Genomic DNA, 24,723 nt, shown 5'->3' with positions numbered 1-24,723 from the left:
GGTTCCCCACTCAAAAAAGGTAGCGGCAACATGCAAAGCTTTTTATCACTTCCTTCAATTTCTGGCGTCAGTGGAGACTCTCAACAGCTCCAGGCCCAGCTTGAATCTGCTGTGGGTCAATATCAGTTGAATCCATGCTTCTGTATCCCGGCTCTTGCACAGGCTCGTTATGCAAGTCACGGCGAGACCTGCCCGATTGTATTGCTGGGGACGGGCGATTTCTCTCATGCTTTCATCAACGAAGTGGGACACCGCGCCAACATCATAGCGGTTGTTGACGACTTCAAGGCAAAAGACAACAACGATTTCCGTGGTTACCCGATCATCACCAGCGATGCATTCGTAAGCCTCGCACGCTCGACAGAGCTCGTCAGCGTCAATGCATGCAGGTATGACTACTCCCGACGTTACTTCAAAAATCTGACTCAGCGTCATACGATCCCGATGCTCAACTTCGAGCAAAGTATGCGATGGCTGGCAGCATCGCCCACCAAAGACCACCGTATTGATGACTGGGGCTCCTACATTGCGGGCAATTTATCCCGGTTCATCAAACTTGCAGATCGCCTGGATGACGACTATTCCCGAATCACACTGTTCAGCGTGTTGCTCAGCCACTTGACGTGCAACCCTGAATGGATTCTGAATATCGCCAAGCCTTATCCAACCCTCTATTTCCGCTCCGGGTTGTGGGTGCCCGATCAACACGAAGTGTTTGTGGATTGCGGCGCCTCGATCGCAGAGTCGGCGAAGGCGTTCATTGATGCGACCCAAGGCGTTTTCAAAAAGATCTGGATGATTGAACCTGACGAAATCAACCAGAAAACGATTTCAAGTTTCATCACCGACTATGAACAGAATTACTCTCTGATGGAGAAAGGCTCCATTCAGCTGCTGGGGTATGCGCTGGGCAATGAGACCGGAGACATGCCATTCATGCATCAAGGCGGGCACGGCGGGCACCTGCTTTCTGTTCCGAATGACAATGCCGCTTGCAAAAATGTCGCCATTCGCAAGCTTGACGATATTCTGAGCGATGAGCCAAGCATCATCAAAATGGACATTGAAGGCTCAGAGCTTCCCACGCTAAAAGGCGGGCAAAACCACATCGTCCACAGCAAGCCAAGATTGGCGATCTCAGCCTATCATCGCGCGACGGATCTGCTGGACATAACCGACTACATAGAAAGTGTGCGTGGCGATTACAAAATCGGTATCCGCCATCACACCGAAGAACGGTGGGACACCTGCCTGTATTTTTATTGAGCAACCCTTGCGGGCACGAAGAGACGGGTAAAGCGCTCGTCTCTTCAAACCTCGTCGATGGACATGCCCACGAACAGCCAGCCTTTGATCCCTTTGCAGTAGGCTTTCCTCGCTTCAGGAACTTTGATGATCTCCTCCCGACTAGTCAGCATCGTTACCCCAGCCTACAAGGCTGACTATTTTGAGGCGGCTCTGACAAGCGCCCTTTCGCAGGATCATGATGCTTTGGAAATCGTGATCTGTGACGACTGCCCCAGCGACGCCATAAAACGCATTGTCGATCGGCTGTCGGTGGCAAGCCGGTGGCCGATCCGCTATTTTCGTAACGAAGTCCCTTTGGGTGAGGCTCTCAATCTGTTGAAAGCTGTGCAGGAAGCGTCTGGCGATTACATCAAGTTCTTGTATGACGACGACCTTCTCCAACCAGCGTGTGTAAGTCAGCTGTTCGAGGCTATGGACGGCAATCGAAGCATTACTATTGCGACCTCTCAGCGTCGGCGTATTGGCGAACACGGAGAGCCTCTTCCGGACACAGACATGACGCGTCCGGCATTCTCGCAGGACGTGCTCATACATGGCACAGAGCTGGCCTCTTTTATCGGGCAGTTTGCCTACAACTTCATTGGCGAACCCAGTGCGGTCATGTGTCGTCGTCAGGATCTTTTGAGCCTGGACCGTAACATCATGGCCTTCGGCGGAGAGGGCGTGGACGGGATTGGAGACCTGGCACTTTTCATCAAGTTGCTGCGTCGGGGCAATCTTGCAGTACTGGCTCGTCCCCTTAGCAGTTTTCGCGTGTCTCGCCAGCAATTCAGCCACGCCACTCAACAAGACCTGCGAACCAATATCGACTCTGTTACGCGCTTGCGCCTGATAGCCCGAAAAGCAGGTTGGACACGACTTTCCGAAAATAACGCGATTGTTAAAGTTGCCTCGCTGGCCGACCCGGAAAACTTCATCGCATTTGATCTGCACAGCCAGTATATGCGGCTACCCAATCCAGAAAACCGCGCCATCAACAGCTGGCTGGCTCAACGTGTCCCCGACCGCACGCAGCAGGCCCTGATAGACGATTACCTTGAAAACCATCCTCTGATGCCGACCATACTGATCGTCATCAGCGATATGGATAACCAGCAGCAGCGAGTGCGAGCCACGCTAAAAAGCCTGAGCGACAGCGTGAACCTTTCAGGTCATATCAGCGTAGCGCTGCTGTCTGGCGCGCCTTTCGTGGATGACGGTAAAACGGGCCAGCCCATTCATTGGATCGAGACGCACGACGACAGCCGACCTCAGGTGCTGACACGCCTGCTGCGTGAACACCAGGCCGACTGGTTCATGCTGGCAGACGCCGGAGAGCAGTTCACCGCAAGCGGATTACTGCAAGTAGTGTTGAATCTGACCAGGCTCCCGACCTGCAGGGCCCTCTACGCGGATGAGCTCTATCTACAGCCCAATGGGGCGATCCACGCTGCGCTACGACCCGACTTCAATCTGGATTATTTGCTCAGCTTTCCTGCAGGCATGAGCCGGCACTGGTTGTTCAATCGTCAGGCAGTGATGGACATCGGCGGCATCGACGAGACCTTCTCTGACGCACTGGAACTGGACCTCATCCTGCGTTTGATCGAAGACAGCGGTCTCGATGGACTGGAGCATATCTGCGAGCCACTGCTGACCTGCCCTTCACCGGTTCTGGAGCAAAGTGCGAATGAAGTCCGCGCCTTGCAGCGCCACCTTGAAGCTCGCGGCTATCCCCACAGCGATATCATCCAGACCCACGACCGTCATTACCAATTGTGCTATGGCCATCAGGACCGCCCGCTGATCTCCATTCTGGTACCCACCCCGGATCGCCTGGCTCTGCTGCAACGCTGTATCGAAAGCATTCTGGAGAAAAGTGCGTACCCCTATTATGAAATTCTGATTATCGACAACGGTTGCCAAGCCCCTGATGCGATGGATTGGCTGGCAGCCGTCGAGTCAATGGATGACGACAGGATCAGGATCCTCCGCTATACCGGCCCGCTGAATGTTTCATGGATTTACAACCTGGCCGCTGAAGAGGCACATGGTGAATATCTGCTGCTGTTGAGCGGTGACACCGCTGTGCTGCACAGCGACTGGCTGGAGAACCTGCTCAATCATGCCTTGCGTCCGGAGGTAGGTCTGGTCGGCGCGAAACTGTTCAATCCTGACAGCAGCGTAAAGCATGCGGGCATGATCCTGGGTCTGGGGGGTATCGCTTCAAGGGTGTTCTGCGGCGAACAACCCACATCCAGTGGCTATATGCAGCGCCTTATCGTGGATCAGAACTACAGCGCAGTCACCTCAGACTGCATGATGGTGCGCAGATCGCTTTTTGACGCCGTGGGTGGGTTTGATGAGTCCCTGGTGCTGACCTTCAGTGATGTGGATTTGTGCTTGAGAGTGTCGGCAACAGGCCATCTGATCGTTTGGACTCCTCATGTCAGACTGCTTCAGGAGCGCCACGCTGCAGTTGTGTATGAGCCTGATGAAGCTCGCCAGCAAATGGCACTGGAACGTCAGCATATCAAACAGAAATGGCTACCAGCCCTGGCGCGCGATCGAGCCTACAACAGCAATCTTTCTCTGACGGGCGCCGGCTTTGAGCTGAACACCGACAATAGTCTCAGCTGGCAGCCACTGTGCTGGCGGCCCTTGCCGATTATTCTGAGCCACAGCCAAGCGCACTCGATCCTGGCCGAAAGCCGAATCGCAAGGCCGCTGAAAACCCTGCAGGAAAGTGGCTCGGTAGAAGGCGCTACGTGCACGGCCACCTTGAATCCTGTAGACGTGGAACGCCTGCACCCGGACACGATCATTCTTCAAGGCGCGGCGACACTGGAAGACCTGCACCAGTTGCGTGAGAGCACCCGTTGTTCATCGGCCCTGAAGATCATGGACATGATTGAGTATCCGGCTTTTTCAGACCCGAAATCCGCAGAATCGCGACAGTCGTTAAAGCAGGCGTTGAGTTTTATCGACAAATTGGTCGTCGCATCTGCATCGCTGGCAAGCGCACTGGATGGCATCCATCCACAGATCCGAGTGCTGGAGAGCAGGCTCTCACCGGCATGGCGCAATCAGTGGATCGTTCGACGCTCAGGGTTGAAGCCCAGGGTCGGCTGGACTACATATCGCAGCTTCAAGGCGACTGACTGGAACATGATTCAAGACGTAGTCAGGGCGCTCGCCCATGAAGTCGAATGGGTTGTAATGGGCGAATGCCCTGCTGAACTGGCCCCTTGGCTACATGAACGACGCAGCCTTGTATCCGGAGAGCTTTATCCGAGTGCGGTAGCTGGTATGTGGCTGGACGTGGCGATCATTGCGCCGGGTACCGGAACTGACACCGACTTTCTTCAATTGCTTGAGTATGGCGCTTGTGGCTTTCCGGTGATCTACGCTGGCGAGGCTGATATGAACAGCGCTTTGCCAGTCACCCGCATCAGGCATGAAGCGCCAGACTGGATAGCCGCAATCAGAGCGCACATCAACGATCTGGACGCTGCAGCGCAATCAGGTGACGAATTGAGACGTCAGGTGCTTCAAGACTGGATGCTGGAAGGCGATCACCTGCATGGCTTGCGTACAGCCTGGCTTGAGAGGTAGAGCGAGAAGCAGCCAGTCCTGTGAACAACCTCCACAGGACTGGCGCGGATTCAAATGCGGAAATAGCCGACGCACGAATCGAAAGGCAGTCGCTTGAGTTCGACCTTGTTCAAGTCCAGCACTTCACGCAATGCGCTTGTCTCCCCCGGAAAGTTGCGGTAAGCCACTTCATCGAGCACCACGATTGCACCCTTGGGCATGAACGGCAGGAATGTCTCCAGCGCTACCTTGGTCGACGAGTACAGGTCTGTGTCCAGGATCAACATGGCTACGACCAGGTCCGGGCGAGTCTTGGGGAACGCCGGAACGGTCTCCATGATGTCGCCTTTGATGATCTCGCAACGTGGAATACGGTTGACCGGACGGACAAGATCATTGGCATCGATCATGTCCTGAATGATCGATTCATCAGTGTCGGAAAACATTTTTTCGTTGATGTCCGCCGGATCTTCCTTGGCATCAATGCTTGCAAAGCCTGAAAACGTATCGAAACCAATGATCGAACGGTTGATCGCATAGGGTTCGAGAATCATCGACAACTGCATGTAAAGCATCAATGAGTTGCCTTTGTACACACCACACTCAATGATGGCGCCAGGAATATCCTGAACCATCTTGAACAGCTCGATGCGCGATAAAGCAGCGGTCACTGCGATACGATTCGCAAAGACAAACGGGGCGTCGGCCACGTATTGCGAATCCACACGTTTCAGAACGTCTGCACGTTTTTCGTTGTACTCGGCCTCGGGCCCCGTCAGGCGGCGCTTGGTCATTGGCTGACTCCTTGGAATTGCGAAAAATCGCTGACATGAAAGAGGTCTTTGAATCCGGCTTCAGAATCTCGCGCACCGCTATCAACGTTGTTGGCGCCATGACCTGCATGCAAGTCGCCAATGTGGATCAGTCTGAAGTCGATGCTGAAACGTGTCCGATCAGTGTAATTGGGAACGGTACCGTGAAGATGGCTACCCGAAAAAGTGATGATTTCACCTGCATTGGCTGCAATGCGTATTTCGGACGCAGTGGAAATATCCTCCAGGGGAACCGGATGCACCCGAACCTCTTCTGTTACGTTCTCCCGAGCAAGGGGACGCTGCACATTGATCCAGTCGGCGAGATCCCAATTGGCTGAAGTATTACTGACCGGCTTCGAGAAGTATTCCGGATTGATCATCATCGTCTGGTCCGGATCAATGGTGTAGACCGGCATCCAGGTATTGATCTGGGCGCTAGAGCCACCGTACCAGGTATCACGATGAGGTTTGTAAGCATAACTGACGCCAGCATGCAGGTAGTTATAGTTCGGCACTACCCTTATGCGGGGCACATCGAACAGGTAATCATCAGGATCCGCACCGATTTCCAGCACAAACCGCTGGATCAATTCCTTGACCTCCAGGCAATTTGTGAACTGCCCTTTGAGGCGCGTCACCTTGTCGACAAACTCCTCGACCGGCATCAGCGTGTGCAGCGCCGGATGGTCAGTTTCGCCGTCGAAAGCAGCCGTGATGCTTTCTTTGGCAAAAGCACACAGCTTTGCAGGCGCCTGCAGGTCAGTGTTCAGAAAAATATCACCTGCGTAAATCGAGCTTCGAAAGCTGCTTTTTTTTTGCAGTTGGTTGATATACAAATTCACGGTTCTGCTCCTGAAATATCTCGCTGACGTATTCATCGGCCAGCAAGCAGCAAACTAAACAGTAGCGCGGAGCCATCTCGATCCTCACGTACCGGTTTCTTCAGGGCAGAAAAATACTGAACAGACCACCACCCAGCGAGCCACCATTGGCGATTTCGATGCGACCCTGCATATCGTTGCGCGCATGCAGCCGCGCAATGTGCGACGCGAAATAAAGGCCCAGGCCTGTACTGCCGCTGCCCTGATTGATGCCCAGTACGTAGTCGGTCTGATGTTCGATCATGTGCGCCGGATAACCGGGACCGTCGTCGTTTATGGTGATTTTCAACTGGCCGTTGTGGTCGCCTGCGTTGATCACGATCTTGTGGCGGGCAAAGCGAACCGCATTGACCAGAATATTGGCAACCACCGACCCGACCAGCTCACGATCAAAGAAACCCAGCGGGTTCAGGTTGTCGACCTCAAAGCTTGCGACTATGCCTTTACTGAGCAGCACTTCCTCGTGGTGCGCCAGTTGCGCTTCGATGAAGTCGTCCAGCTCGTGATAATCGGGGCGCAACGGCAACTGGTTGACGCCCAATTTATAAAGCCCCAGCAGTTGTACCAACATGCCGTTGAGGCTCGCGAACTCGTACTCGATCACAGCCTGTTCCGGGTTATCGCGCTGCTCGCCGGAGAGCTTGGTCAACCAGTGACTGTGCGCCTGGGTCAGCGTTGCCAGCGAGTTCTTCATGTCATGCACGGTGGAGGCAATCACCATCGAAAAATCGAGCCCCTGCTGCATCTCCTCACTCATGCGCCAAACGCCCTTTCCTTGAGTTTTTGATAACGCTCGTAACGTGGATCACTGTCCATGATCTTGCCGACCATTTTCAGGCTGGTACGGCATTCTTCAAGCCCGGCTTCACCCAGACTTTGTCCAGGGTGCAGCAGCGATTGCGCCATGTTCAACGCAATGCTGATGTTTTTAGGCTGCAACTCCAGCGCCCGGCGGAAGAACCCCTGAGCCTCGGTCAGATTGCCAGCCTTGTAACTGCGCACACCTTGCAGGTTGAAATCGATGGCCGCCTTGTTGGCACCCAGAATCGCCGGATCGTCGGTCATGCTGGCGACGCTTTTCATGACGGCAGGATCGTCGCCATATACTTCAGCGCAGTTTTTCAGAACACCGGCGCCCGCCTCTTCCTGACCGAGCTGCTTGAGCTGTGCCGCGACCATCAAGGCTGCGTCGGCACTGAGAAACTGCTCCATGCCTTCGAGCCTGGACATGGCCTGTTCTGTGAGCTTGGCTGCGGTTTCCGGGTCTGAATGCCGCAGGCTCGAGGCCTTCATCAGACGCGTGCGGACCTGCAGACCTTCATCCTTGGTGTGCTCCTTGGCAACGTCGCCCAACGCGTTGTTGATCTCCACGCGCGTGCGCGCGTCCAGCCCCTGATCGCCACCCTTGCTGATCAGCGCATGCGCCAGACCGAGGTTGGTTTCAGGGTCCTTGAAGCGCGAATGAGCACCTTGGGAAACCGCTTGACGATAGGCCTTGGAGGCACTGTCAAAGTCCTCGTTACCCAATGCCAGCTTGCCCAACAGCTTTTGCCGACGGACTGCCAGCGGCGACAGGCGTACGGCGTTTTCCAGCACGGTTTGCGCGCGCTTGGCGTCACCTCGCGCAACCAGCACGTCGGCCAGGCCATCAAACAACGCAGGCATGGTTGGAAACGCCTTGATCGCCTGTTCATAGACTGCCTCGGCTTCGGTAGCCTTGCCGCGCTTGAGCAGCAGACTGCCCAGCGCGCCATACGCCCATGGCGTAGCACGGTCGGCGAGAATGGTTCTGAGGAACACTTCAAGCGGCTCGTTCTGCTTCAGGTCACGCAGAGCGTCTGCCTTGTAGCGCAGGCACAACGGCGCATAACGCGGGTCCTGCTCGATCAGCTTGTTGCAGGCGGCAAGCACTTCGACCGGCTTGCGACGGTCCAGGGCTTGCAGGATCGGTTTGAGCAGGGTTTTGCGCTGCACCAGCTTTTCCAGACGCTGGGCCAGCCCCGCGCGATTGAACGGCTTGGTCAGATAGCCGTCGGGCTCCCACTCAAGAGCGCTCATGACCATCGCCTGGCTGTTCTCGGCGGTGACCATGATAAATACGCTTTCGTGGCTCAGCAGGCGCTCGACCATCAGGTCTTCGAGCACCTGCTGACCGTTCTTGCGACCGTCTCCCAGATTGAAATCGTGCAGCACGAAGTCGTAGCGCTTTTGCGAACACATGCGCAGCGCCTCTTCACCGTTGTCGGCGGTATCCACTTCCTTGACGCCCAGCTCGCGCAGCATCGACCTGACCGAGCTGCGGAAGTCGGAAAAGTCATCGACGATAAGAAAGCTTTTTTGGTTGTACGCCAGCATCCGGAAACCTGCACGGGAGAGGTGAAAATAGAAAACTCGTGGTCTGCGAAAAATAACAGACCCGGCTCTTCAGCCGTTTAAAGGACGCGCAGGTCAGCAATTGGCTATACGCCATCAAACACGTCATGTCATTCGCTGCTTCGCCACATACCGGCAAAAGCCGAACAACAGCCAGTTTTTCGACCATTTCCGTAGAAACTATAGAACGAACATCAAAGTTGCGAGCGATCGAGGGCCGACAAAGCGCGTTTTTGAGCGCTGGATCGAAAAGGCGGAGGTAAGAAGGGAAAGGTAGAGCGCTGAGTCACATTAACCCGCGAGACTTCGCGGCCCGCAAATACTCAGTGACGCAGAAACAGGAAACACGGGCAACCCTGCATCGGGCGATGTCAACCTTACGTAAACGTCGACATTGCCCGGCGACGTTTTGTCACACCCAGCCGTCGTTCTTTTTACGACCGCGCGTCAGGGCAGGCAGGATCAAGCCAACCAACAGGCCAGCACCGGCAATACTGCCGCCGTAGACCATGTAACGCATCATCACCTGCTTGTTCTCGTCGCCAAGGCGCGCCTGGGTTGAACGCAGTTCTGCCTGAGAATCGGCCAGTTGGTCGTTGAGCGTCTTGGTGCGGACTTCCAGTTCGTCGATGAGCTTCTTGCGCGCATCCAGCGTTTCCTGCATGCCCTGCACTCGGGTCTTCCAGGTGTTATCGATGCCGGTCAGTTGCTCGGTAAGCTCGGCAACCTGTTGGGTCAATTGCGGCACCCTTTCAGCTTGGCCGGGCGCTTCCTGCAGATCGCCGGAGGGGATCCAGACGGTGGCACCGCCTTCCCCGCGAACCTGACTGAAATTGCCGGAAGTGGTCAGCAACTCAACCTTCTGTCCAGACTTCAACGTACCAACGATCCGGTGCCCGTCGGTAGGTCCGCTGCGCACATAGGTGGTCAGGCTGTCGCTGACCCAGCGATCGTTGTCGGCTGCGTCGGCGTTCAAAGGCGTGATGACGGTAAGCACGGCACCGATGAGGCCTGCGCCCAGAAGCCGGCGCGAAACGGAGAAAAGGCCTGGGGCACGGGAAAGAAGTGCGGAAAGATGAAGAGACATGGCGATAATTATCTTTGTCGAGATGAACACAAAGCCCTGAGAAAAGGGGCGGCTAACGATGGAAAAGCAGGCAGCGAAAGGTTTGCAACTCCTGCCGGAACGGGCTGTCTGTGCTTCAGACGGGCTGAAAAATCGTCTGAACAGCGCTGTGTGAACGCAGAGGTGTGCAGGCCGTCCAAAAAGTCCATCAGCTAACAGACCTTGCGAAAGGGGTCAGGTTCACTGTGGGCCCTTTTCAGCGTCAAAATTCAGCCACGTGGTTGTTATTACCCGACCGCCCGGCACCAAACCGGCCACTGCGCGCCGATGCCGCCAACCCCACCAGGGCTGACGCACAGTTCTCTACAATCCTCTTGAGGCGCCGGGCGTTTGCTTTCCCGCCCAACTGCTGTAGAAAATAGCCGTCAGGCGTGAACGTCACTGATGCTCACCATCCTGATGCGCAAGCCCTGCTGGCTCGGCCGCATCGCTCTAATGGAAAATAGAATGATCCCAAGACAAGTCATCAACGCCTCGGTCAGCCCAAAAGGCAGCCTTGAAACGCTTTCCCAACGTGAAGTGCAGCAGCTCAGCGCTGCCGGTTCAGGCAGCACCTACACCCTCTTCCGCCAGTGCGCCCTGGCCATTCTCAATACCGGCGCCCATGTCGATAACGCCAAGACCATTCTTGAAGCGTACGAGAACTTCGAAGTTCGTATTCATCAGCAGGACCGTGGCGTGCGCCTCGAGCTGCTCAACGCTCCGGCAGACGCCTTTGTTGATGGCGAGATGATCGCCAGTACACGTGAGATGCTGTTCAGCGCCCTGCGCGATATCGTCTACACCGAAAGCGAACTGGACAGCCAGCGCATCGACCTGAGCAATTCTCAGGGCATCACCGACTATGTGTTCCACCTGCTGCGCAATGCCCGCACCCTGCGTGCCGGCGTCGAGCCGAAGATGGTGGTCTGCTGGGGCGGTCATTCGATCAATACCGAAGAATACAAGTACACCAAGAAAGTCGGTCACGAGCTGGGCCTGCGCAGCCTGGACATCTGCACCGGCTGCGGTCCTGGCGTGATGAAAGGCCCGATGAAAGGCGCCACTATTGCCCACGCCAAGCAACGTATCGTCGGCGGTCGCTACCTGGGCCTGACCGAGCCCGGGATCATTGCAGCCGAAGCGCCCAACCCGATCGTCAACGAGCTGGTGATTCTGCCGGACATCGAAAAGCGTCTGGAAGCGTTCGTGCGTGTCGGCCACGGCATCATCATCTTCCCGGGCGGCGCAGGCACGGCTGAAGAGTTCCTGTACCTGCTGGGCATCCTGATGCACCCGGACAACAAGGACGTGCCGTTTCCGGTGGTCCTGACGGGGCCGAAGAACACCGAACCCTACCTGCAACAATTGCACGCATTCGTCGGTGCCACTCTGGGCGAAGACGCTCAGCGTCATTATGAGATCATCATCGACAACCCGGCAGAAGTTGCCCGGCATATGGCCAAGGGCCTGAAGGACGTGCGCCAGTTCCGTCGCGAGCGCAACGACGCGTTCCACTTCAACTGGCTGCTCAAGATCGAGGAAAGCTTCCAGCACCCCTTCGATCCGACTCACGAAAACATGGCAAAACTGCAGCTGAACCACGACGTGCCGCCTCACGAACTGGCTGCCAACCTGCGTCGGGCGTTTTCCGGCATCGTGGCCGGCAACGTGAAAGACAAAGGCATCCGCCTGATCGAACAACACGGGCCGTACCAGATTCATGGCGACCCGACGATCATGCAGCCGCTGGACAAGCTGCTGCAGGCCTTCGTCGACCAGCACCGCATGAAACTGCCAGGTGGCGCGGCTTACGTGCCCTGCTATCAGGTTGTGACCTGAAACCTGTGAGTCATCAAAAAACGGGGCGCTTTCGAGCGCCCCGTTTTCATTTCTGCTGGCGAAACTCGCGAGGGGACTGCCCCGTCGCCCGCTTGAAAAACCTCGAAAAATAGGCCGGCTCGGAAAACCCCAGGCTGTCCGATACCTGATTGACCGTCATGGTGGTGTAAACCAGGTTGCGTTTGGCTTCCAGCAGCAGGCGCTGATTGATGATCTGCAACGCCGACTGGTTGCACAGTCGACGGCACAAGGCGTTCAGATGAGCAGCGCTGATACCCATGGCACGCGCGTGCTGCTCGATGGGCCAGTGCTCGCGGAAATTCACTTCCAGCTGATGCATGAACACCTGCAGATGTTCGCGACCACGGTCCAGTGTCTGCACATCGTCCGCGGTGGTCTCCAGGCCGCGTCGACTGAGCCAGACCATCAGCACGTTGATCAACGATTGCAGCATGAGATCGCGGCCCGGTTTGCGCTGGCGATACTCCAGCGCAATGGCACTGAACAGCGTGTCGACATACTGACTGTCGGCGCCCAGCGCATGACAGCGCGCCGCGCTGAACGCTGAAGCATCCAGCGCGGCTTCCAGTTGCTCGACCAGAGGCCGGGCCAGACTGAGAATGTGCCCTTGTATGTCTTCAGCAAACTTGAAGGTGTGTACGCTCAACGCAGGAACCACCTGCAACGAAGGTATCTGCACTTCGTTGACCACGTCTTCGACCCTCAGCACAGCCCTCCCCGACTGCACATACAGCAACTGGACCAGATCACTGTGCCGGTGTGGTTTGATCTCCCATTCGTGCATCTGGCTGCGCTCAGGGATGGACTCGCAATGGATCAGGTCGGGCGTTGGCCAGGCCGTGGTTTCGCCGTAGAGCTTGAACACCGGCACACTGGTCACGGCTGTTCTGGACATTCGACCACCCTCGATGAAAACCTCGGAAAGTACAGATAATGCACTGGATAGTGCCTTCTTATCTCGATGTCATCCATTAAAAATGCAGGAGACAAAAACAAACGTATCCCGCTGGCAAGCCTGGCAGGGATCACAGGACAGGACCACACCATGAAAACCCAAGTCGCAATCATCGGCTCAGGCCCGTCCGGGCTGTTGCTGGGCCAACTGCTGCAGCGTGCCGGTATCGACAACGTCATTATCGAGCGCAAGGACCCCGACTACATTCTGTCGCGCATCCGCGCAGGCGTGCTTGAGCAAGGCATGGTCGATCTGCTGCGCGAGGCCGGCGTCAGCGAGCGCATGGACGCCGAGGGCCTGATCCATGACGGTTTCGAGCTGGCATTTGACGGCCGTTGCGAACGTATCGACCTCAAGCAGTTGGCAGATGGCAAGACGGTGATGGTCTACGGCCAGACCGAAGTCACCCGCGACCTCATGCAGGCCCGCGCCGAGGCAGGCGCCATGACGGTCTATGACGCGGAGGACGTTCAGCCGCACGACCTGAAAACCGAACAGCCTTACATCACCTTTGTGAAGAACGGCGAAACGGTACGCCTGGATTGCGACTACATCTCGGGTTGCGACGGCTTCCATGGCGTGTCCCGCCAATCCATCCCGGCTGAAACGCTCAAGGTTTTCGAGCGCGTCTACCCGTTTGGCTGGCTGGGTGTGCTGGCCGACACGCCACCCGTCAACGAAGAGCTGGTCTACGCCAATCACCCACGCGGGTTTGCTCTGTGCAGCATGCGTTCCGCCGTTCGCACGCGTTATTACGTGCAGGTCAGCGCGGATGAAAAAGTCGAGGACTGGTCTGACGAGCGCTTCTGGGATGAGCTCAAGTCACGCTTGCCGACGCATCTGGCAGAACGTCTGGTGACCGGACCATCCATCGAGAAAAGCATCGCCCCGCTGCGCAGCTTCGTGGTGGAACCCATGCAGTACGGGCGCCTTTTCCTGCTCGGCGACGCCGCGCACATTGTCCCGCCCACCGGCGCCAAAGGCCTGAACCTTGCTGCCAGTGACGTCAGCACGCTGTACCGGATCCTGCTCAAGGTCTATCAGGAAGGTCGCACCGACCTGCTGGAAAAGTACTCGCAGATCTGCCTTCGTCGCGTCTGGAAGGCCGAGCGCTTCTCGTGGTGGATGACCTCGGTGCTGCATCAATTCCCCGACACCGACGCGTTCAGTCAGCGCATTCAGCAGACGGAACTGGACTACTACGTCGGCTCGCCAGCCGGGCGCAAGACCATCGCCGAGAACTACGTCGGCCTGCCCTACGAAGCCATCGAGTAATCTGCCGCTACGGGTGAAACTCGCGTTGCAGGTGGTGACTGCCTGCAACGCTGTCTGCGCCCATCTTTTTTTGTGCAATGTCACAACTCAGCGCCTGTTTCGCAGTGCAAAGCCCCAAAGCGTTTTGGTTGCAGGGCCCCTATGATCGGCTGGCACCCAGAAAGCTTCATAAAAACAACAAGCACTGAGGAACACACGCCATGTCCAACCCTGCGATCAGCAAGGCTGGCGACGCTGACGGCGATTATATTTATCGTCGCATCACGCTGCGCCTTATCCCGTTCATTTTCATTTGCTACCTGTTCAACTACCTGGACCGCGTCAACGTGGGCTTTGCCAAGTTGCAGATGCTCGACGCCCTCGGCTTCAGCGAGACGGTATACGGCCTTGGTGCCGGTATTTTCTTCATCGGTTACGTGCTGTGCGGTCTGCCCAGCAACCTGGCGCTCAACCGCTTTGGTCCGCGGCGCTGGATCGGCCTGATGATGATCACCTGGGGCACGTTCTCGACCTGCCTGCTGTTTGTCACCACGCCTGTCGAGTTCTACGTACTGCGCTTTCTGACCGGGATGGCCGAAGCCGGCTTCTTTCCCGGCATCGTGCTGTACCTCTCGCGCTGGTACCCCAATCAGCGACGCGGTCGGATCATGGCGCTGTTCATGTCGGCGATTCCGGTGTCCGGGCTGCTGGGCGGGCCGTTTTCCGGCTGGATTCTCAACCACTTCGCTGCCGGCCAGGGTGACATGGCCGGCTGGCAGTGGATGTTTCTGATCCAGGGTCTGCCGACCGTTGCGCTGGGCCTGCTGGCGTTTTTCCTGCTCTGTGACAAGGTAGAGGACGCACGCTGGCTGACAGCGGAGCAGCGCCAGCGGGTCAAGGCCGACATCACCCACGATGAGTTGAGCCGCCCGGTGCAAGGCAAGAGCTCGGTGGCCTCGGTACTGACCATGCCATTCATCTGGATACTGGGCTTCATCTACTTCTGCATTCAGAGCGGTGTGTACGCGATCAACTTCTGGCTGCCATCGATCATCAAGAACCTCGGCTTCAGCGATGCACTGGTGATCGGCTGGATCAGTGCCGTGCCGTACTTGATGGCCGGTGTGTTCATGCTGCTGGTGGGCCGCTCCGCAGATCTGCGCAACGAACGGCGCTGGCATCTGGTGGTGCCGATGCTGATGGGTGCGACCGGTCTGATCATTGCCGCCAACTTTGCGACGGTCCCGATCATTGCCATTCTCGGGCTGACCATTGCCACCATGGGCGCGCTGACCAGCCTGCCGATGTTCTGGCCATTGCCAACCGCCCTGCTGAGCGCCAGCGTTGCCGCCGGTGGGCTCGCGTTGATCAACTCGATTGGCCAGATGGCGGGCTTCCTTAGCCCCTACCTGGTGGGCTGGATCAAGGACCAGACCGGTTCGACCACCATGGCACTGTACTCGCTGGCCGCGCTGACCATCGTAGGCAGCCTCGTTGCCCTGCGTATCAGCCGTCAATCCGCAGCCAGGGTCACTGCGCCTGCCTGACCTTGTCGCTGCTTCAAAAAACCAGACATCGTGTCTGGTTTTTTATTTGCATGATCTGATCATTCGAGCGAAAAAAATAAGTGCCATCACCTAATTTTGATTACCGACCGCAAAATTATGAAAAAAACGATCAGAAGACTTGCGATAAATGATTGATTCGATCAATATCAGGCCACTAACAATAAAATGAGAATCCGGCCATGCAATTTCGCGGCATCATCCCGGCTCTGGTCACGCCGTTTACCGACGACCACAAGCTTGACGAAAACGCCCTGCGCAACCTGATCGAAAACCTTCTTCAAGCCGGTGTACACGGGCTGTTTGTGCTGGGTACCAACGGTGAATTCTTCACTCTTTCCGAATTGGAAAAACTGCAGATTGCGCGCATCACGGTCGATGCCGCCGCCGGGCGTGTACCGGTAGTCGTCGGCACCGGTGCCTTCGCCACGCACGAAGTGATTGAACTGAACAAAAAAATGATCGATGTGGGCGCTGATGCCCTGTCGATCATCACGCCGTACTTCAACGCCATCAGCCAGTCCGAGCTGATCACGCACTACACCGCCATCGCCGACGCATCCCGACTGCCGCTGATGATGTACAACATTCCCGCCAAGACCGGCATGTCGATCGGCATCAACGCCGTCGCAACGCTCAGCCAGCATCCGCAGATCAAAGGCATCAAGGACAGCGCCGGCAACTTCGACGCACTCGTGCAGATGATGCAATACCGCAGCGAGGACTTCGCCGTGTTTGCCGGGACCGACTCGCTGATCTACTGGAACCTGCTGGCCGGTGGCGACGGCGCGATTGCCGCCACAGCGAATGCGGTGCCGCATGTTGTCATGTCCATCTGGAATAACTTCCAGTCAGGCAACCACGACGCCGCTCGCGTCGCGCAGGAAGCCCTGCGACCACTGCGTGATGCGTTCGCGCTCGGGACCATGCCAGTGGTACTGAAGACCGCGACCCAACTGCTCAATGTGCCTGTCGGGCCTTGCCGCCTTCCTGTGCAACCGCTCGACGCGGCCGCACTGGAAAAGCTTCGCGGCATGCTCGCCACCTACCGCTGACAGCGCCACCGACAGCCAACCAATACAGCCGTTGCACGCCGACGGCATGAGGGATTCGCGATGCCCGCTACTTACCATTTTCAGACCGTCAAGCATGTGGTCCACGGCCCCGGCAGCCTCGACCTGCTGACTGAAAAACTGGCCCTGCTCGATGTGCCGATCAAGACCGTGATACTGGTCACCCAGAACGCCATGCATCGCCAGGGTGTGACCCAGCGCGTGACTGATCAGCTCAATGCGCTGAACATACACGTGCACATGCTCGACAACGTTGAGATCGAACCGACCCTCGAGAACATCGAACGCGTATTCCGCGAAGACGTGGCACCGCACGCCCCCGACGCCCTGATCGCCATCGGCGGCGGCAGCGTGCTGGATGCCGCCAAACTGTTCGCGGTCATGCTCACCAATGACACGCCGCTCAGGGACTTGCTGGGCATCGACAAGGTCACCCACCCCGGCAAGCCGATGGTGCTGGTGCCAACCACCTCCGGCACGGGCTCTGAAGTGACGCCCAACGCCATCGTCACGCTGCCCGATGAAGAGCTGAAGATCGGCGTGGTCAGCCGTCATCTGTTGCCGACACTGGTCGTGCTCGACCCGCTGCTGACCCTGAGCCTGCCACGCCCGATTACCGCCGCGACCGGGATGGACGCCTTCACGCATGCGCTGGAGTCGTTCATTTCCACCAAGGCCAACCCGATCAGTGATGCGTTTGCTCTGGAGTCCATGCGACTCATCGCCGGCAGCATCGTCGAGGCGTATCAACAGCCGGATTCAGTGCGGGCACGCGGCGACATGCTGCTGGGCTCGATGTACGGTGGCCTGGCACTGACGGCCGCTGGAACCGCTGCCGTGCATGCGCTGGCCTACCCGTTGGGCGGCAAGTTCCACGTCACCCACGGCGTGGCCAACGCGATGCTGCTGCCGCACGTCATGGCTTTCAACCTCGACAGCTGCGCCGAGCGCCTCAAGCGCACCGCGCTGGTGTGTGGCGTGGCGCTGCCGGAAGACAGCAACGAGGTGGCCGCACACAAACTGATCGAGCAGATCCGCCAATGGACACAGGTGCTCGATATCCCCCAGAACCTGCGCGATTTCGGTGTAGCAGAAGAGCACCTTGCAGACATGGCCGTTGCCGCGTCCAAAGTCACGCGCCTGATGACCAACAACCCCAAGGCGCTCAGCCTGGACGATATTCAGGGCCTTTACCGTTGCCTGCTGCCATGAACCGCGCCGACTTTCCCGGCCTGCTGATCATTGCTGACGATTTGTCGGGGGCCGCAGACTGCGCAGCGGATTTTGCTTCGCGGATCGATACTCAGGTGATGCATGCGGGTCGCGCCAAAGGCTCGTCGAGCGTGGTCGCCATCGACGCCGACTCACGACGCCTGAGCCCGCAGCAGGCAGCCGAGCGAAACCGCGCCGCCTTGCAGCAACAACCGCGTGCAGGCATGGCGCTGTACAAGAAAATCGACTCGACCCTGCGCGGCAATGTTGCCAGCGAAGTGGATGCGTTGCAGGGCTTGCGGGGCATGGCGCTGGTGGCTCCGGCGTTCCCGGCAATGAAACGCACCACGCTTGACGGGGTGCAGTTGATCGACGGCGTTCCGGTCGATCAGAGCGATGTCTGGCGCAACGAAAACCTGACGGGCACCAGCAACCTGCTGGACGTGTTTGCTCATCAGGGCCTGCGCACGCACTGGCTCGATCTGGACACCGTTCGCGACCCTGCGGCCTTGCGCGCAGCCTTGCGTGACGCGTTGCAAAGCGGTGTTCAGGCGCTGGTGTGTGATGCGCAGCTGGACAGCGATCTGCAACAACTAGCGACCGCGTCGGCCGCGTGGCACGACGAGCTGTTCTGGGTCGGTTCTGCTGGCCTGGCCCGGTATCTGCCGCAGGCCCTGGGCCTTGCGACCTGCACACCGATCACCGTCATTCCGCGCTCTCCGGTGTTAACGGTGGTGGGCAGCATGTCCCGGCATTCGCAGGTGCAGGCCGACCGACTGGCACTCACCAGCCAGCCATTCAGCGCCACCTTGAAGGCCGCCACGCTGCTCGACACTGACAAACACGCCGAACGCCAGGCACTGCGCCTGCAACTCGACCAGCATCTGGCGAACGGCACTGACGTGCTGATACGTCTTGACCAACGGCAGCGTGATCCCGGCCAGGCTGTCCTGCTCAGCACTGCTCTGGCCGAATGGCTGGCACCCGTGCTGCCGCACGCTGGGTCGCTGATCGCCACCGGCGGCGAAACCGCCCGCGCGCTGCTGGTGGCTGCGGGTATCGAGCAACTGACGCTGTTGGGCGAACTGGCCACCGGCGTCGTGCTTGCCCATGCCAGCCTGGCGGGACGCACCCTCAATGTGGTGACCAAGGCTGGCGGCTTTGGTGAGCCCGACACCCTCCTCGCGGCCTGGCAACGGCTGCACGAACCGGCCCCGACCGGCACCCCTTTCAAAGAGGAAGCTCCTTATGTCTGAACGTCCTGTCATTGGCATCACCATGGGCGACGCCGCCGGGGTGGGTCCGGAAATCATCATGAAAACCCTGACGCACGCGTCGGTCTACGCGAGCTGCCGCCCGCTGGTGATCGGCGATGCCAAGCGGCTCGAAGACGCCAACCGCATCGTTGGTAGCCAACTGCGGGTCAACAGCATTGCCAGCCCGGCCGAGGCGCGTTTCGTTCAAGGCACTGTGGACTGCATCGATTTGGGCCTGATCCCCGCGGACCTGCCTTACGGACAGCTTTCGCCAATAGCCGGTGACGCAGCCTTTCGCTACATCGAGCGCACCGTGCAACTGACCGAAGCCGGTGAGCTGGACGCGATCTGCACCGCGCCGTTGAACAAGGAGGCCCTGCACGCGGGCGGTCACATTTTCCCCGGCCACACCGAAATGCTCGCGCACCTGCTGGGCATCGAGGAAGTGTCGATGATGCTGATGACGCCCACCCTGCGAGTCATTCACGTGACCACGCACATTGGCATCATCGACGCCATCGCACGCATCGAACCGGGGCTGGTGAAGCGCACCATCGAGCGGGCCCGGGAAACCCTGACCCGCGCAGGCATCGAAAACCCGTTGATCGCGGTGTGCGGCATCAATCCGCATGCCGGTGAGAACGGGCTGTTCGGCTACGGCGAAGAAGCCACCAAGATCCAGCCGGCCATCGATGAGCTGCGTGCTCGCGGCTGGCGTGTCGAAGGCCCGCTGCCAGCGGACACGCTGTTCTTCCGCGCAGGCCGGGGCGACTTCGATGCAGTGGTCGCGATGTACCACGATCAGGGCCACGGTCCGGTCAAGGTGATGGGCCTGGAGGCCGGGGTCAACGTCACTATCGGCCTGCCGGTGATTCGCACCTCGGTCGACCACGGCACCGCGTTCGACATCGCCGGCAAAGGCATTGCCGATGAGCGCAGCCTGATCGAAGCCATGCGCCAGGCCGTGGAGCTGGCCACCCGCAAACGCGACACCCGTAACTCCATCGCCGTCTGAGGTCATTACCGGACCGGACGTGCGACACCCCATAACGCGCCAGAACAAAAACAATGGAGCGAGACCGATGGATACCTTCAACGCACAAGACACCTCGATCATCATCGCCATGGTGGTCGTCTACATCGCGATAACCACCTGGATGAGCATGCGCATGCGCAGCAAGACCAGCGAGCAATACATGGTTGCAGCCCGGACCATGCCGGCCTTCGTGGTCGGCGTGTTGATGATGTCCGAGTTCATCGGTGCCAAGTCCACGGTCGGTACCGCGCAGGCCGCGTTCGAAAGCGGTTTCGCCGCCTCCTGGTCGGTGATCGCCGCCGCCATCGGCTTCCCGTTGTTCGGCCTGCTGATGGCGCGCAAGCTGTACAGCTCGGGCGAGTTCACCATCTCCGGGTTCATTGCCAGAAAGTACGGTACGTCTACCAAGCTCGCGGTTTCGATCATCATGATTTACGCGCTGCTGCTGGTGAACGTCGGCAACTACGTCAGCGGGGCCGCCGCGATTGCCACCGTGCTAAAAATCAACCTCACCACCGCAGCGTTTATCACCGCAATCATCAGCACCCTGTATTACGTGTTTGGCGGCCTGAAAAGCGTGGCCTACATGAGCATCCTGCACACCGGCGTGAAGTATATCGGTGTGTTCATCGTACTCGGCGTCGCGTTGAAAATGACCGGTGGTTTCGCACCGGTGGTACAGAACATGCCTGAGCATTACTTCACCTGGGACGGCGCGATTGGCGGCTCGAAGATCATGGCGTGGATCATCGGCACGGTCGGTGCAATCTTCTCCACCCAGTTCATCATTCAAGCCATTTCGTCGACCCAGAACCCCGACTCGGCACGCCGCTCGACGTTCTACGCGTCGCTGCTGTGCATCCCGATTGCGCTGGCGCTGGGCTTCATCGGTGTAGCCTCCAAGTACCTGCATCCGGAAATGAGCAGCCTGTATGCGCTGCCGATCTTCCTGCAATCCATGAGCCCGGTAATGGCCGGCGTGGTGACCATTTCGCTGGTCGCATCGATCTTCGTCAGCGTGAGCACCGTTGCGCTGGCTATTGCGTCTCTGGTGGTGCGTGACTTCTACGTGCCATGGCGCAAACCGTCGGTGGATCAGGAGTTCAAGACCACTCGCCTGATCGCCCTGGTGATCGGCTTCGTCCCGCTGTTCTTCGTGTTCTTCGTCCCCGAAATCCTCAACCTTTCGTTCTTCACTCGCGCCCTGCGCCTGTCGATTGCCGTGGTCGCGATGATCGCCATCTACCTGCCGTTCTTCGGCTCGGGCCGTGGCGCGACACTGGGTCTGGTCGCTTCGGCAATTACCACCAGCGCCTGGTACCTGTTGAACAACCCGTACGGCATCGACAACATGTATATCGCACTGGTGACACCGGCCGTCGTGATCGCCATCGAGCGCCTGCTGCCGAAGTCCACTCAGGCCAAAAATCCGCAAGCCGAGGTTCCCAATGCCAACCGCTGATAGCCGTCAGGATGCGTTCCTGCCCACCCCCTACACGCAGAACCACGCTGCCAACCTGCACGAACTGGCCGACGGCACGGTGCTCTGCACCTGGTTTGCGGGAACCCAGGAAGGCATGGCCGATATCTTCGTGTTGTTGTCGCGCCGCGATCCCGTCAGCGGCGTCTGGAGCGAGCCACGGAAGATGTCCGAAGACACCTCACGCTCGGAGCAGAACCCGATTCTGTTCCAGGCACCCGACGGTCCGTTGTGGCTGATCTGGACCGCCCAGGTGTCCGGCAACCAGGAAACCGCGATCATCCGTCGTCGGCTGTCGCTGGACCAGGGCAACCACTGGGGCCCGATCGAAACGTTGTTCGATGAGCCGGGCACATTCGTGCGCCAGCCTCCGGTGGTGCTCGATAACGGCGATTGGCTGTTGCCGGTCTGGTACTGCATCACCGGCCCAGGCGAAAAATGGGTCGGCAACCATGACATCAGCGCAGTGATGATCTCCAGCGATCAGGGCCATCATTGGTCCCGCCATGACGTTCCGGACAGCACCGGCAGCGTACACATGAACGTCCATCAATTGCCGGACGGCAGCCTGCTCGGGCTGTTTCGCAGCCGCTGGGCCGACTTCATCTACAGCAGCCGCTCACAGGATCGAGGCCGCACCTGGAGCGTGCCGACGCCGACCGAACTGCCCAACAACAACTCCTCGATCCAGTTCATAAGGCTGGCCACCGATGAGTTGGCGCTGGTCTACAACCCGGTCAGTACCGAAGGGCATGCGCAACGACGCGCTTCGCTGTATGACGAAATCGAGGACGATGGTGACGATCGTGTAACACCCGGCGCGCGCAGTGATGGTAAATCCGCCGTGTGGGGCATCCCGCGGGCACCGATGAGCCTGGCGATCTCCCGTGACGGCGGTCACAGCTGGCCTACCCGGCTGGACCTCGAACTGGGCGATGGCTTTTGCCTGACCAACAACTCACAGGAAAAGCTCAACCGCGAATTTTCCTACCCCAGCATCATTCAGGCCGCCGATGGCAGCCTGCATGTCGCCTTTACCTACTTCCGCCAGAAGATCAAACACGTCCACTTGCCGCTGAACGCCATTCGTTGAGTTCAGCAACACCGTCCCCTGCGCCGCCCTTCCTCATGGGGAGTGGCGGCGCCTTTGCGGAAACCCGACCATGCCCGAACCGATCCGATCCGTCCTTGTCACCGGCGCCAGCTCTGGCATCGGTCATGCCATCGTCACCCGCCTGCTGGAGCAGGGCCTGCAGGTCATCGGCCTGAGTCGCAGGGCGCCAGACCTGCAGCACGAGAATTTCACCTGGTTACCCTGCGACCTCAATGATTTTGAAGCGCTGGATCAGGCGCTGAGCAAGACACCGGGCATCGACGCCCTGATTCACGCGGCAGGCTTCATGCGTACCGCACCGCTGGGCCAGTTGAGTGACGCCGATGGTCAAGCGATGTGGCACCTGCATGTCGCGGCAGCCAGTCACTTGGTCAACGCGCTGTACCCGAGCCTGCGCAGCGGGTCGCGCATCCTGCTGATCGGCAGCCGCACCATGCAGGGCGCGGCCGGACGCAGCCAGTACGCCGCGACCAAGGCAGCCTTGCAAGGCATGGTGCGTTCCTGGGCGATGGAACTGGCGCCGCGCGGGATCACCGTCAATCTGATCGCACCGGGTGCCACCGAAACCCCGATGCTGCTCGACCCGGCACGCCGCCTGCCAAGCCACCGATTGGCCGTTTTGTGCAGCCACAGGAAATCGCCGGTCTGGCCGCCTTCCTGTTGGGGCCGGACGCTGGCGCAATTACCGGGCAAAGCCTTGTGGTGTGCGGCGGTGCGTCGTTGTAAGGTTGCATCCCGTTACCAGGTTTTAGCGCAAGGGCTGTAATGAAAGTCGCCAATCGTCGTCACGCGATACTCGAACTGGTTCTCTCCGGCAAATCCAACGTGGACGAGCTGTGCGCTCAATTGGGCGTTTCGGAAGCCACCGTGCGCCGTGATCTGACCGCACTCGCCGAAGACGGTCTGATCGTGCGCACCTACGGCGGTGCCGCGCATGTCGGCCAGCGCGAACCCGAAACCTCCCTCGAAGAACGCAGTCGCCAGCACAGCCAGGAAAAGATGGACATCGCCCGTGCCGCGCTGGCGCACATCAACGATCACGACACGTTGTTTCTGGAAGGCGGCACCAGCACCAGCGCGCTGGCGCACATCCTCAACCAGCGACGCGGCCTGCATGTCATCACCAATAACCTGCTGGCCTTGAATGATCTGGCGCTGATCCCTGACGGTCGGGTCACGGTGCTGGGCGGCACACTGCGCGCCTCAAGCATGTCGACTTATGGCGTGGCGGCGCAGGCGGCGCTGGAGCACCTGAGCGCCGACAAACTGTTCATCAGCGCCGATGGCGTGGTGGCGGACCTGGGCTTGTGCGAGGCCAGTGCCGAGCAGGCCTACCTCAAGGAAAACATGCTGGCCCGCGCCGCACAGACATTCGTGCTGGCCGACGTCACCAAGCTGGGCCGCGCTCGCCAGCAGCACTGGACGCCACTGCGCCAGCCCTGGACGCTGATCACGAACCCGGTCGATGACGACTCGCTTCTCGCCCCCTTCAAGGCACGTAAAAACATACAGGTAGAAATCGCCTTGCCAGAGCAGCTCGCACCGCTGAAATAGCCAATACCAGGGTGCGCAAATTGTTGCGCACCCATAGCCCCTGAAAAACGCCCTTCGCTGTTGAACAGCAAGCCGTCATGCTGACCTGCCCCTGTTTGCGCACCTGCGCAAAGGGTTGCTCAGTATGGGTCGACAGTGGCGGGAAATATTCTCCCAGATGCGTACCTATTCTGATCAACACTTTGATTTTATTGAATAAATACCAGATGGCACTGTTCTTGTTATCTCCGTTGCGTTCAGCGGGCGTGCTTGCCCGTTCCTACGCAAGGGATCCGGGATGTTTGCAGCTGCCAATCAGGCTCATTT

The 24,723-nt window shown here is 58.6% G+C and carries 19 protein-coding genes; 13 read left to right on the top strand and 6 right to left on the bottom strand.

The genetic code is table 11. The features are described 5' to 3' along the window. Positions 1 to 30 precede the first annotated feature (30 nt). Positions 31 to 1,266: an FkbM family methyltransferase gene (locus KDX37_RS25215; protein WP_231655838.1), complete on the top strand. Its 1,236-nt coding sequence runs from the start codon at positions 31 to 33 to the stop codon at positions 1,264 to 1,266. 126 nt (positions 1,267 to 1,392) lie between these two features. Continuing rightward, a complete protein-coding gene (locus tag KDX37_RS25210; protein ID WP_231655836.1) occupies positions 1,393 to 4,902 on the top strand; it encodes a glycosyltransferase family 2 protein in 3,510 nt (1,169 codons plus the stop codon). 50 nt (positions 4,903 to 4,952) lie between these two features. On the opposite strand, the gene KDX37_RS25205 is transcribed toward KDX37_RS25210, so the two are convergent. The 5 genes from KDX37_RS25205 to KDX37_RS25185 form a co-directional block, all read right to left on the bottom strand. Further along, entirely contained in the window at positions 4,953 to 5,675 is a 723-nt protein-coding gene (locus KDX37_RS25205) for a TylF/MycF/NovP-related O-methyltransferase (RefSeq protein ID WP_231655835.1), read from the bottom strand. Continuing rightward, the gene (locus KDX37_RS25200) at positions 5,672 to 6,538 is read right to left on the bottom strand and encodes a hypothetical protein (protein ID WP_231655833.1); all 867 of its coding nucleotides are present in this window, start codon (positions 6,536 to 6,538) and stop codon (positions 5,672 to 5,674) included. The genes KDX37_RS25205 and KDX37_RS25200 overlap by 4 nt, the downstream gene beginning before the upstream one ends. A 100-nt stretch (positions 6,539 to 6,638) precedes the next feature. Further along, positions 6,639 to 7,334 (bottom strand): sensor histidine kinase, encoded by a 696-nt coding sequence (locus tag KDX37_RS25195; RefSeq protein ID WP_231655831.1) that lies wholly within the window; start codon positions 7,332 to 7,334, stop codon positions 6,639 to 6,641. Then, positions 7,331 to 8,932 carry a tetratricopeptide repeat-containing response regulator gene (locus tag KDX37_RS25190; RefSeq protein WP_231655830.1) on the bottom strand — a complete coding sequence of 534 codons (1,602 nt, stop codon included), beginning with the start codon at positions 8,930 to 8,932 and terminating at the stop codon, positions 7,331 to 7,333. The genes KDX37_RS25195 and KDX37_RS25190 overlap by 4 nt, the downstream gene beginning before the upstream one ends. A 430-nt stretch (positions 8,933 to 9,362) precedes the next feature. After that, positions 9,363 to 10,037 (bottom strand): TIGR04211 family SH3 domain-containing protein, encoded by a 675-nt coding sequence (locus tag KDX37_RS25185; RefSeq protein ID WP_231655827.1) that lies wholly within the window; start codon positions 10,035 to 10,037, stop codon positions 9,363 to 9,365. Between the two features lie 486 nt (positions 10,038 to 10,523). On the opposite strand from KDX37_RS25185, the gene ppnN reads away from it, so the two are divergent. Then, a complete protein-coding gene (gene ppnN / locus KDX37_RS25180) occupies positions 10,524 to 11,897 on the top strand; it encodes a nucleotide 5'-monophosphate nucleosidase PpnN (protein ID WP_231655826.1) in 1,374 nt (457 codons plus the stop codon). 46 nt (positions 11,898 to 11,943) lie between these two features. Here ppnN and KDX37_RS25175 read toward each other — a convergent pair whose 3' ends face one another. Continuing rightward, the gene (locus KDX37_RS25175; RefSeq protein ID WP_231655824.1) at positions 11,944 to 12,813 is read right to left on the bottom strand and encodes a helix-turn-helix domain-containing protein; all 870 of its coding nucleotides are present in this window, start codon (positions 12,811 to 12,813) and stop codon (positions 11,944 to 11,946) included. A gap of 150 nt (positions 12,814 to 12,963) precedes the next feature. On the opposite strand from KDX37_RS25175, the gene pobA reads away from it, so the two are divergent. The 10 genes from pobA to KDX37_RS25125 all read left to right on the top strand — a co-directional run bounded on the left by pobA (position 12,964) and on the right by KDX37_RS25125 (position 24,417). Then, positions 12,964 to 14,148, top strand: coding sequence for a 4-hydroxybenzoate 3-monooxygenase (pobA, locus tag KDX37_RS25170; RefSeq protein WP_231655822.1), 1,185 nt, complete (start codon positions 12,964 to 12,966; stop codon positions 14,146 to 14,148). A 200-nt stretch (positions 14,149 to 14,348) separates the two neighbouring features. Then, positions 14,349 to 15,674, top strand: a complete 1,326-nt coding sequence (locus tag KDX37_RS25165; protein WP_231655820.1) for an MFS transporter — start codon at positions 14,349 to 14,351, stop codon at positions 15,672 to 15,674. Between the two features lie 200 nt (positions 15,675 to 15,874). After that, the gene (dapA, locus tag KDX37_RS25160) at positions 15,875 to 16,747 is read left to right on the top strand and encodes a 4-hydroxy-tetrahydrodipicolinate synthase (RefSeq protein ID WP_231655818.1); all 873 of its coding nucleotides are present in this window, start codon (positions 15,875 to 15,877) and stop codon (positions 16,745 to 16,747) included. Between the two features lie 60 nt (positions 16,748 to 16,807). Continuing rightward, entirely contained in the window at positions 16,808 to 17,977 is a 1,170-nt protein-coding gene (locus KDX37_RS25155) for an iron-containing alcohol dehydrogenase (RefSeq protein WP_231655816.1), read from the top strand. Continuing rightward, complete coding sequence (locus tag KDX37_RS25150; RefSeq protein WP_231655815.1) at positions 17,974 to 19,233, top strand: four-carbon acid sugar kinase family protein; 1,260 nt, start codon at positions 17,974 to 17,976, stop codon at positions 19,231 to 19,233. Before KDX37_RS25155 ends, KDX37_RS25150 begins: the two co-directional genes overlap by 4 nt. Next, positions 19,226 to 20,248 (top strand): 4-hydroxythreonine-4-phosphate dehydrogenase PdxA, encoded by a 1,023-nt coding sequence (gene pdxA / locus KDX37_RS25145; protein ID WP_231655813.1) that lies wholly within the window; start codon positions 19,226 to 19,228, stop codon positions 20,246 to 20,248. The genes KDX37_RS25150 and pdxA overlap by 8 nt, the downstream gene beginning before the upstream one ends. A gap of 67 nt (positions 20,249 to 20,315) precedes the next feature. Continuing rightward, positions 20,316 to 21,731 (top strand): sodium:solute symporter family protein, encoded by a 1,416-nt coding sequence (locus KDX37_RS25140; RefSeq protein ID WP_231655811.1) that lies wholly within the window; start codon positions 20,316 to 20,318, stop codon positions 21,729 to 21,731. Further along, on the top strand, positions 21,718 to 22,842 hold the full coding sequence (locus tag KDX37_RS25135; protein WP_231655809.1) for a sialidase family protein: 1,125 nt from the start codon (positions 21,718 to 21,720) through the stop codon (positions 22,840 to 22,842). The genes KDX37_RS25140 and KDX37_RS25135 overlap by 14 nt, the downstream gene beginning before the upstream one ends. A 70-nt stretch (positions 22,843 to 22,912) precedes the next feature. Further along, on the top strand, positions 22,913 to 23,629 hold the full coding sequence (locus KDX37_RS25130) for an SDR family NAD(P)-dependent oxidoreductase (protein ID WP_264759382.1): 717 nt from the start codon (positions 22,913 to 22,915) through the stop codon (positions 23,627 to 23,629). Beyond that, positions 23,629 to 24,417, top strand: a complete 789-nt coding sequence (locus KDX37_RS25125) for a DeoR/GlpR family DNA-binding transcription regulator (protein WP_231655808.1) — start codon at positions 23,629 to 23,631, stop codon at positions 24,415 to 24,417. Before KDX37_RS25130 ends, KDX37_RS25125 begins: the two co-directional genes overlap by 1 nt. Positions 24,418 to 24,723: the final 306 nt, after the last annotated feature.

Source organism: Pseudomonas californiensis, from assembly GCF_021147775.1.
GTDB classification, from domain to species: Bacteria; Pseudomonadota; Gammaproteobacteria; order Pseudomonadales; family Pseudomonadaceae; genus Aquipseudomonas; species Aquipseudomonas californiensis.
Note: the sequence above shows the minus strand (reverse complement) of the source record. Positions and strands in the feature narration are given on the sequence as shown.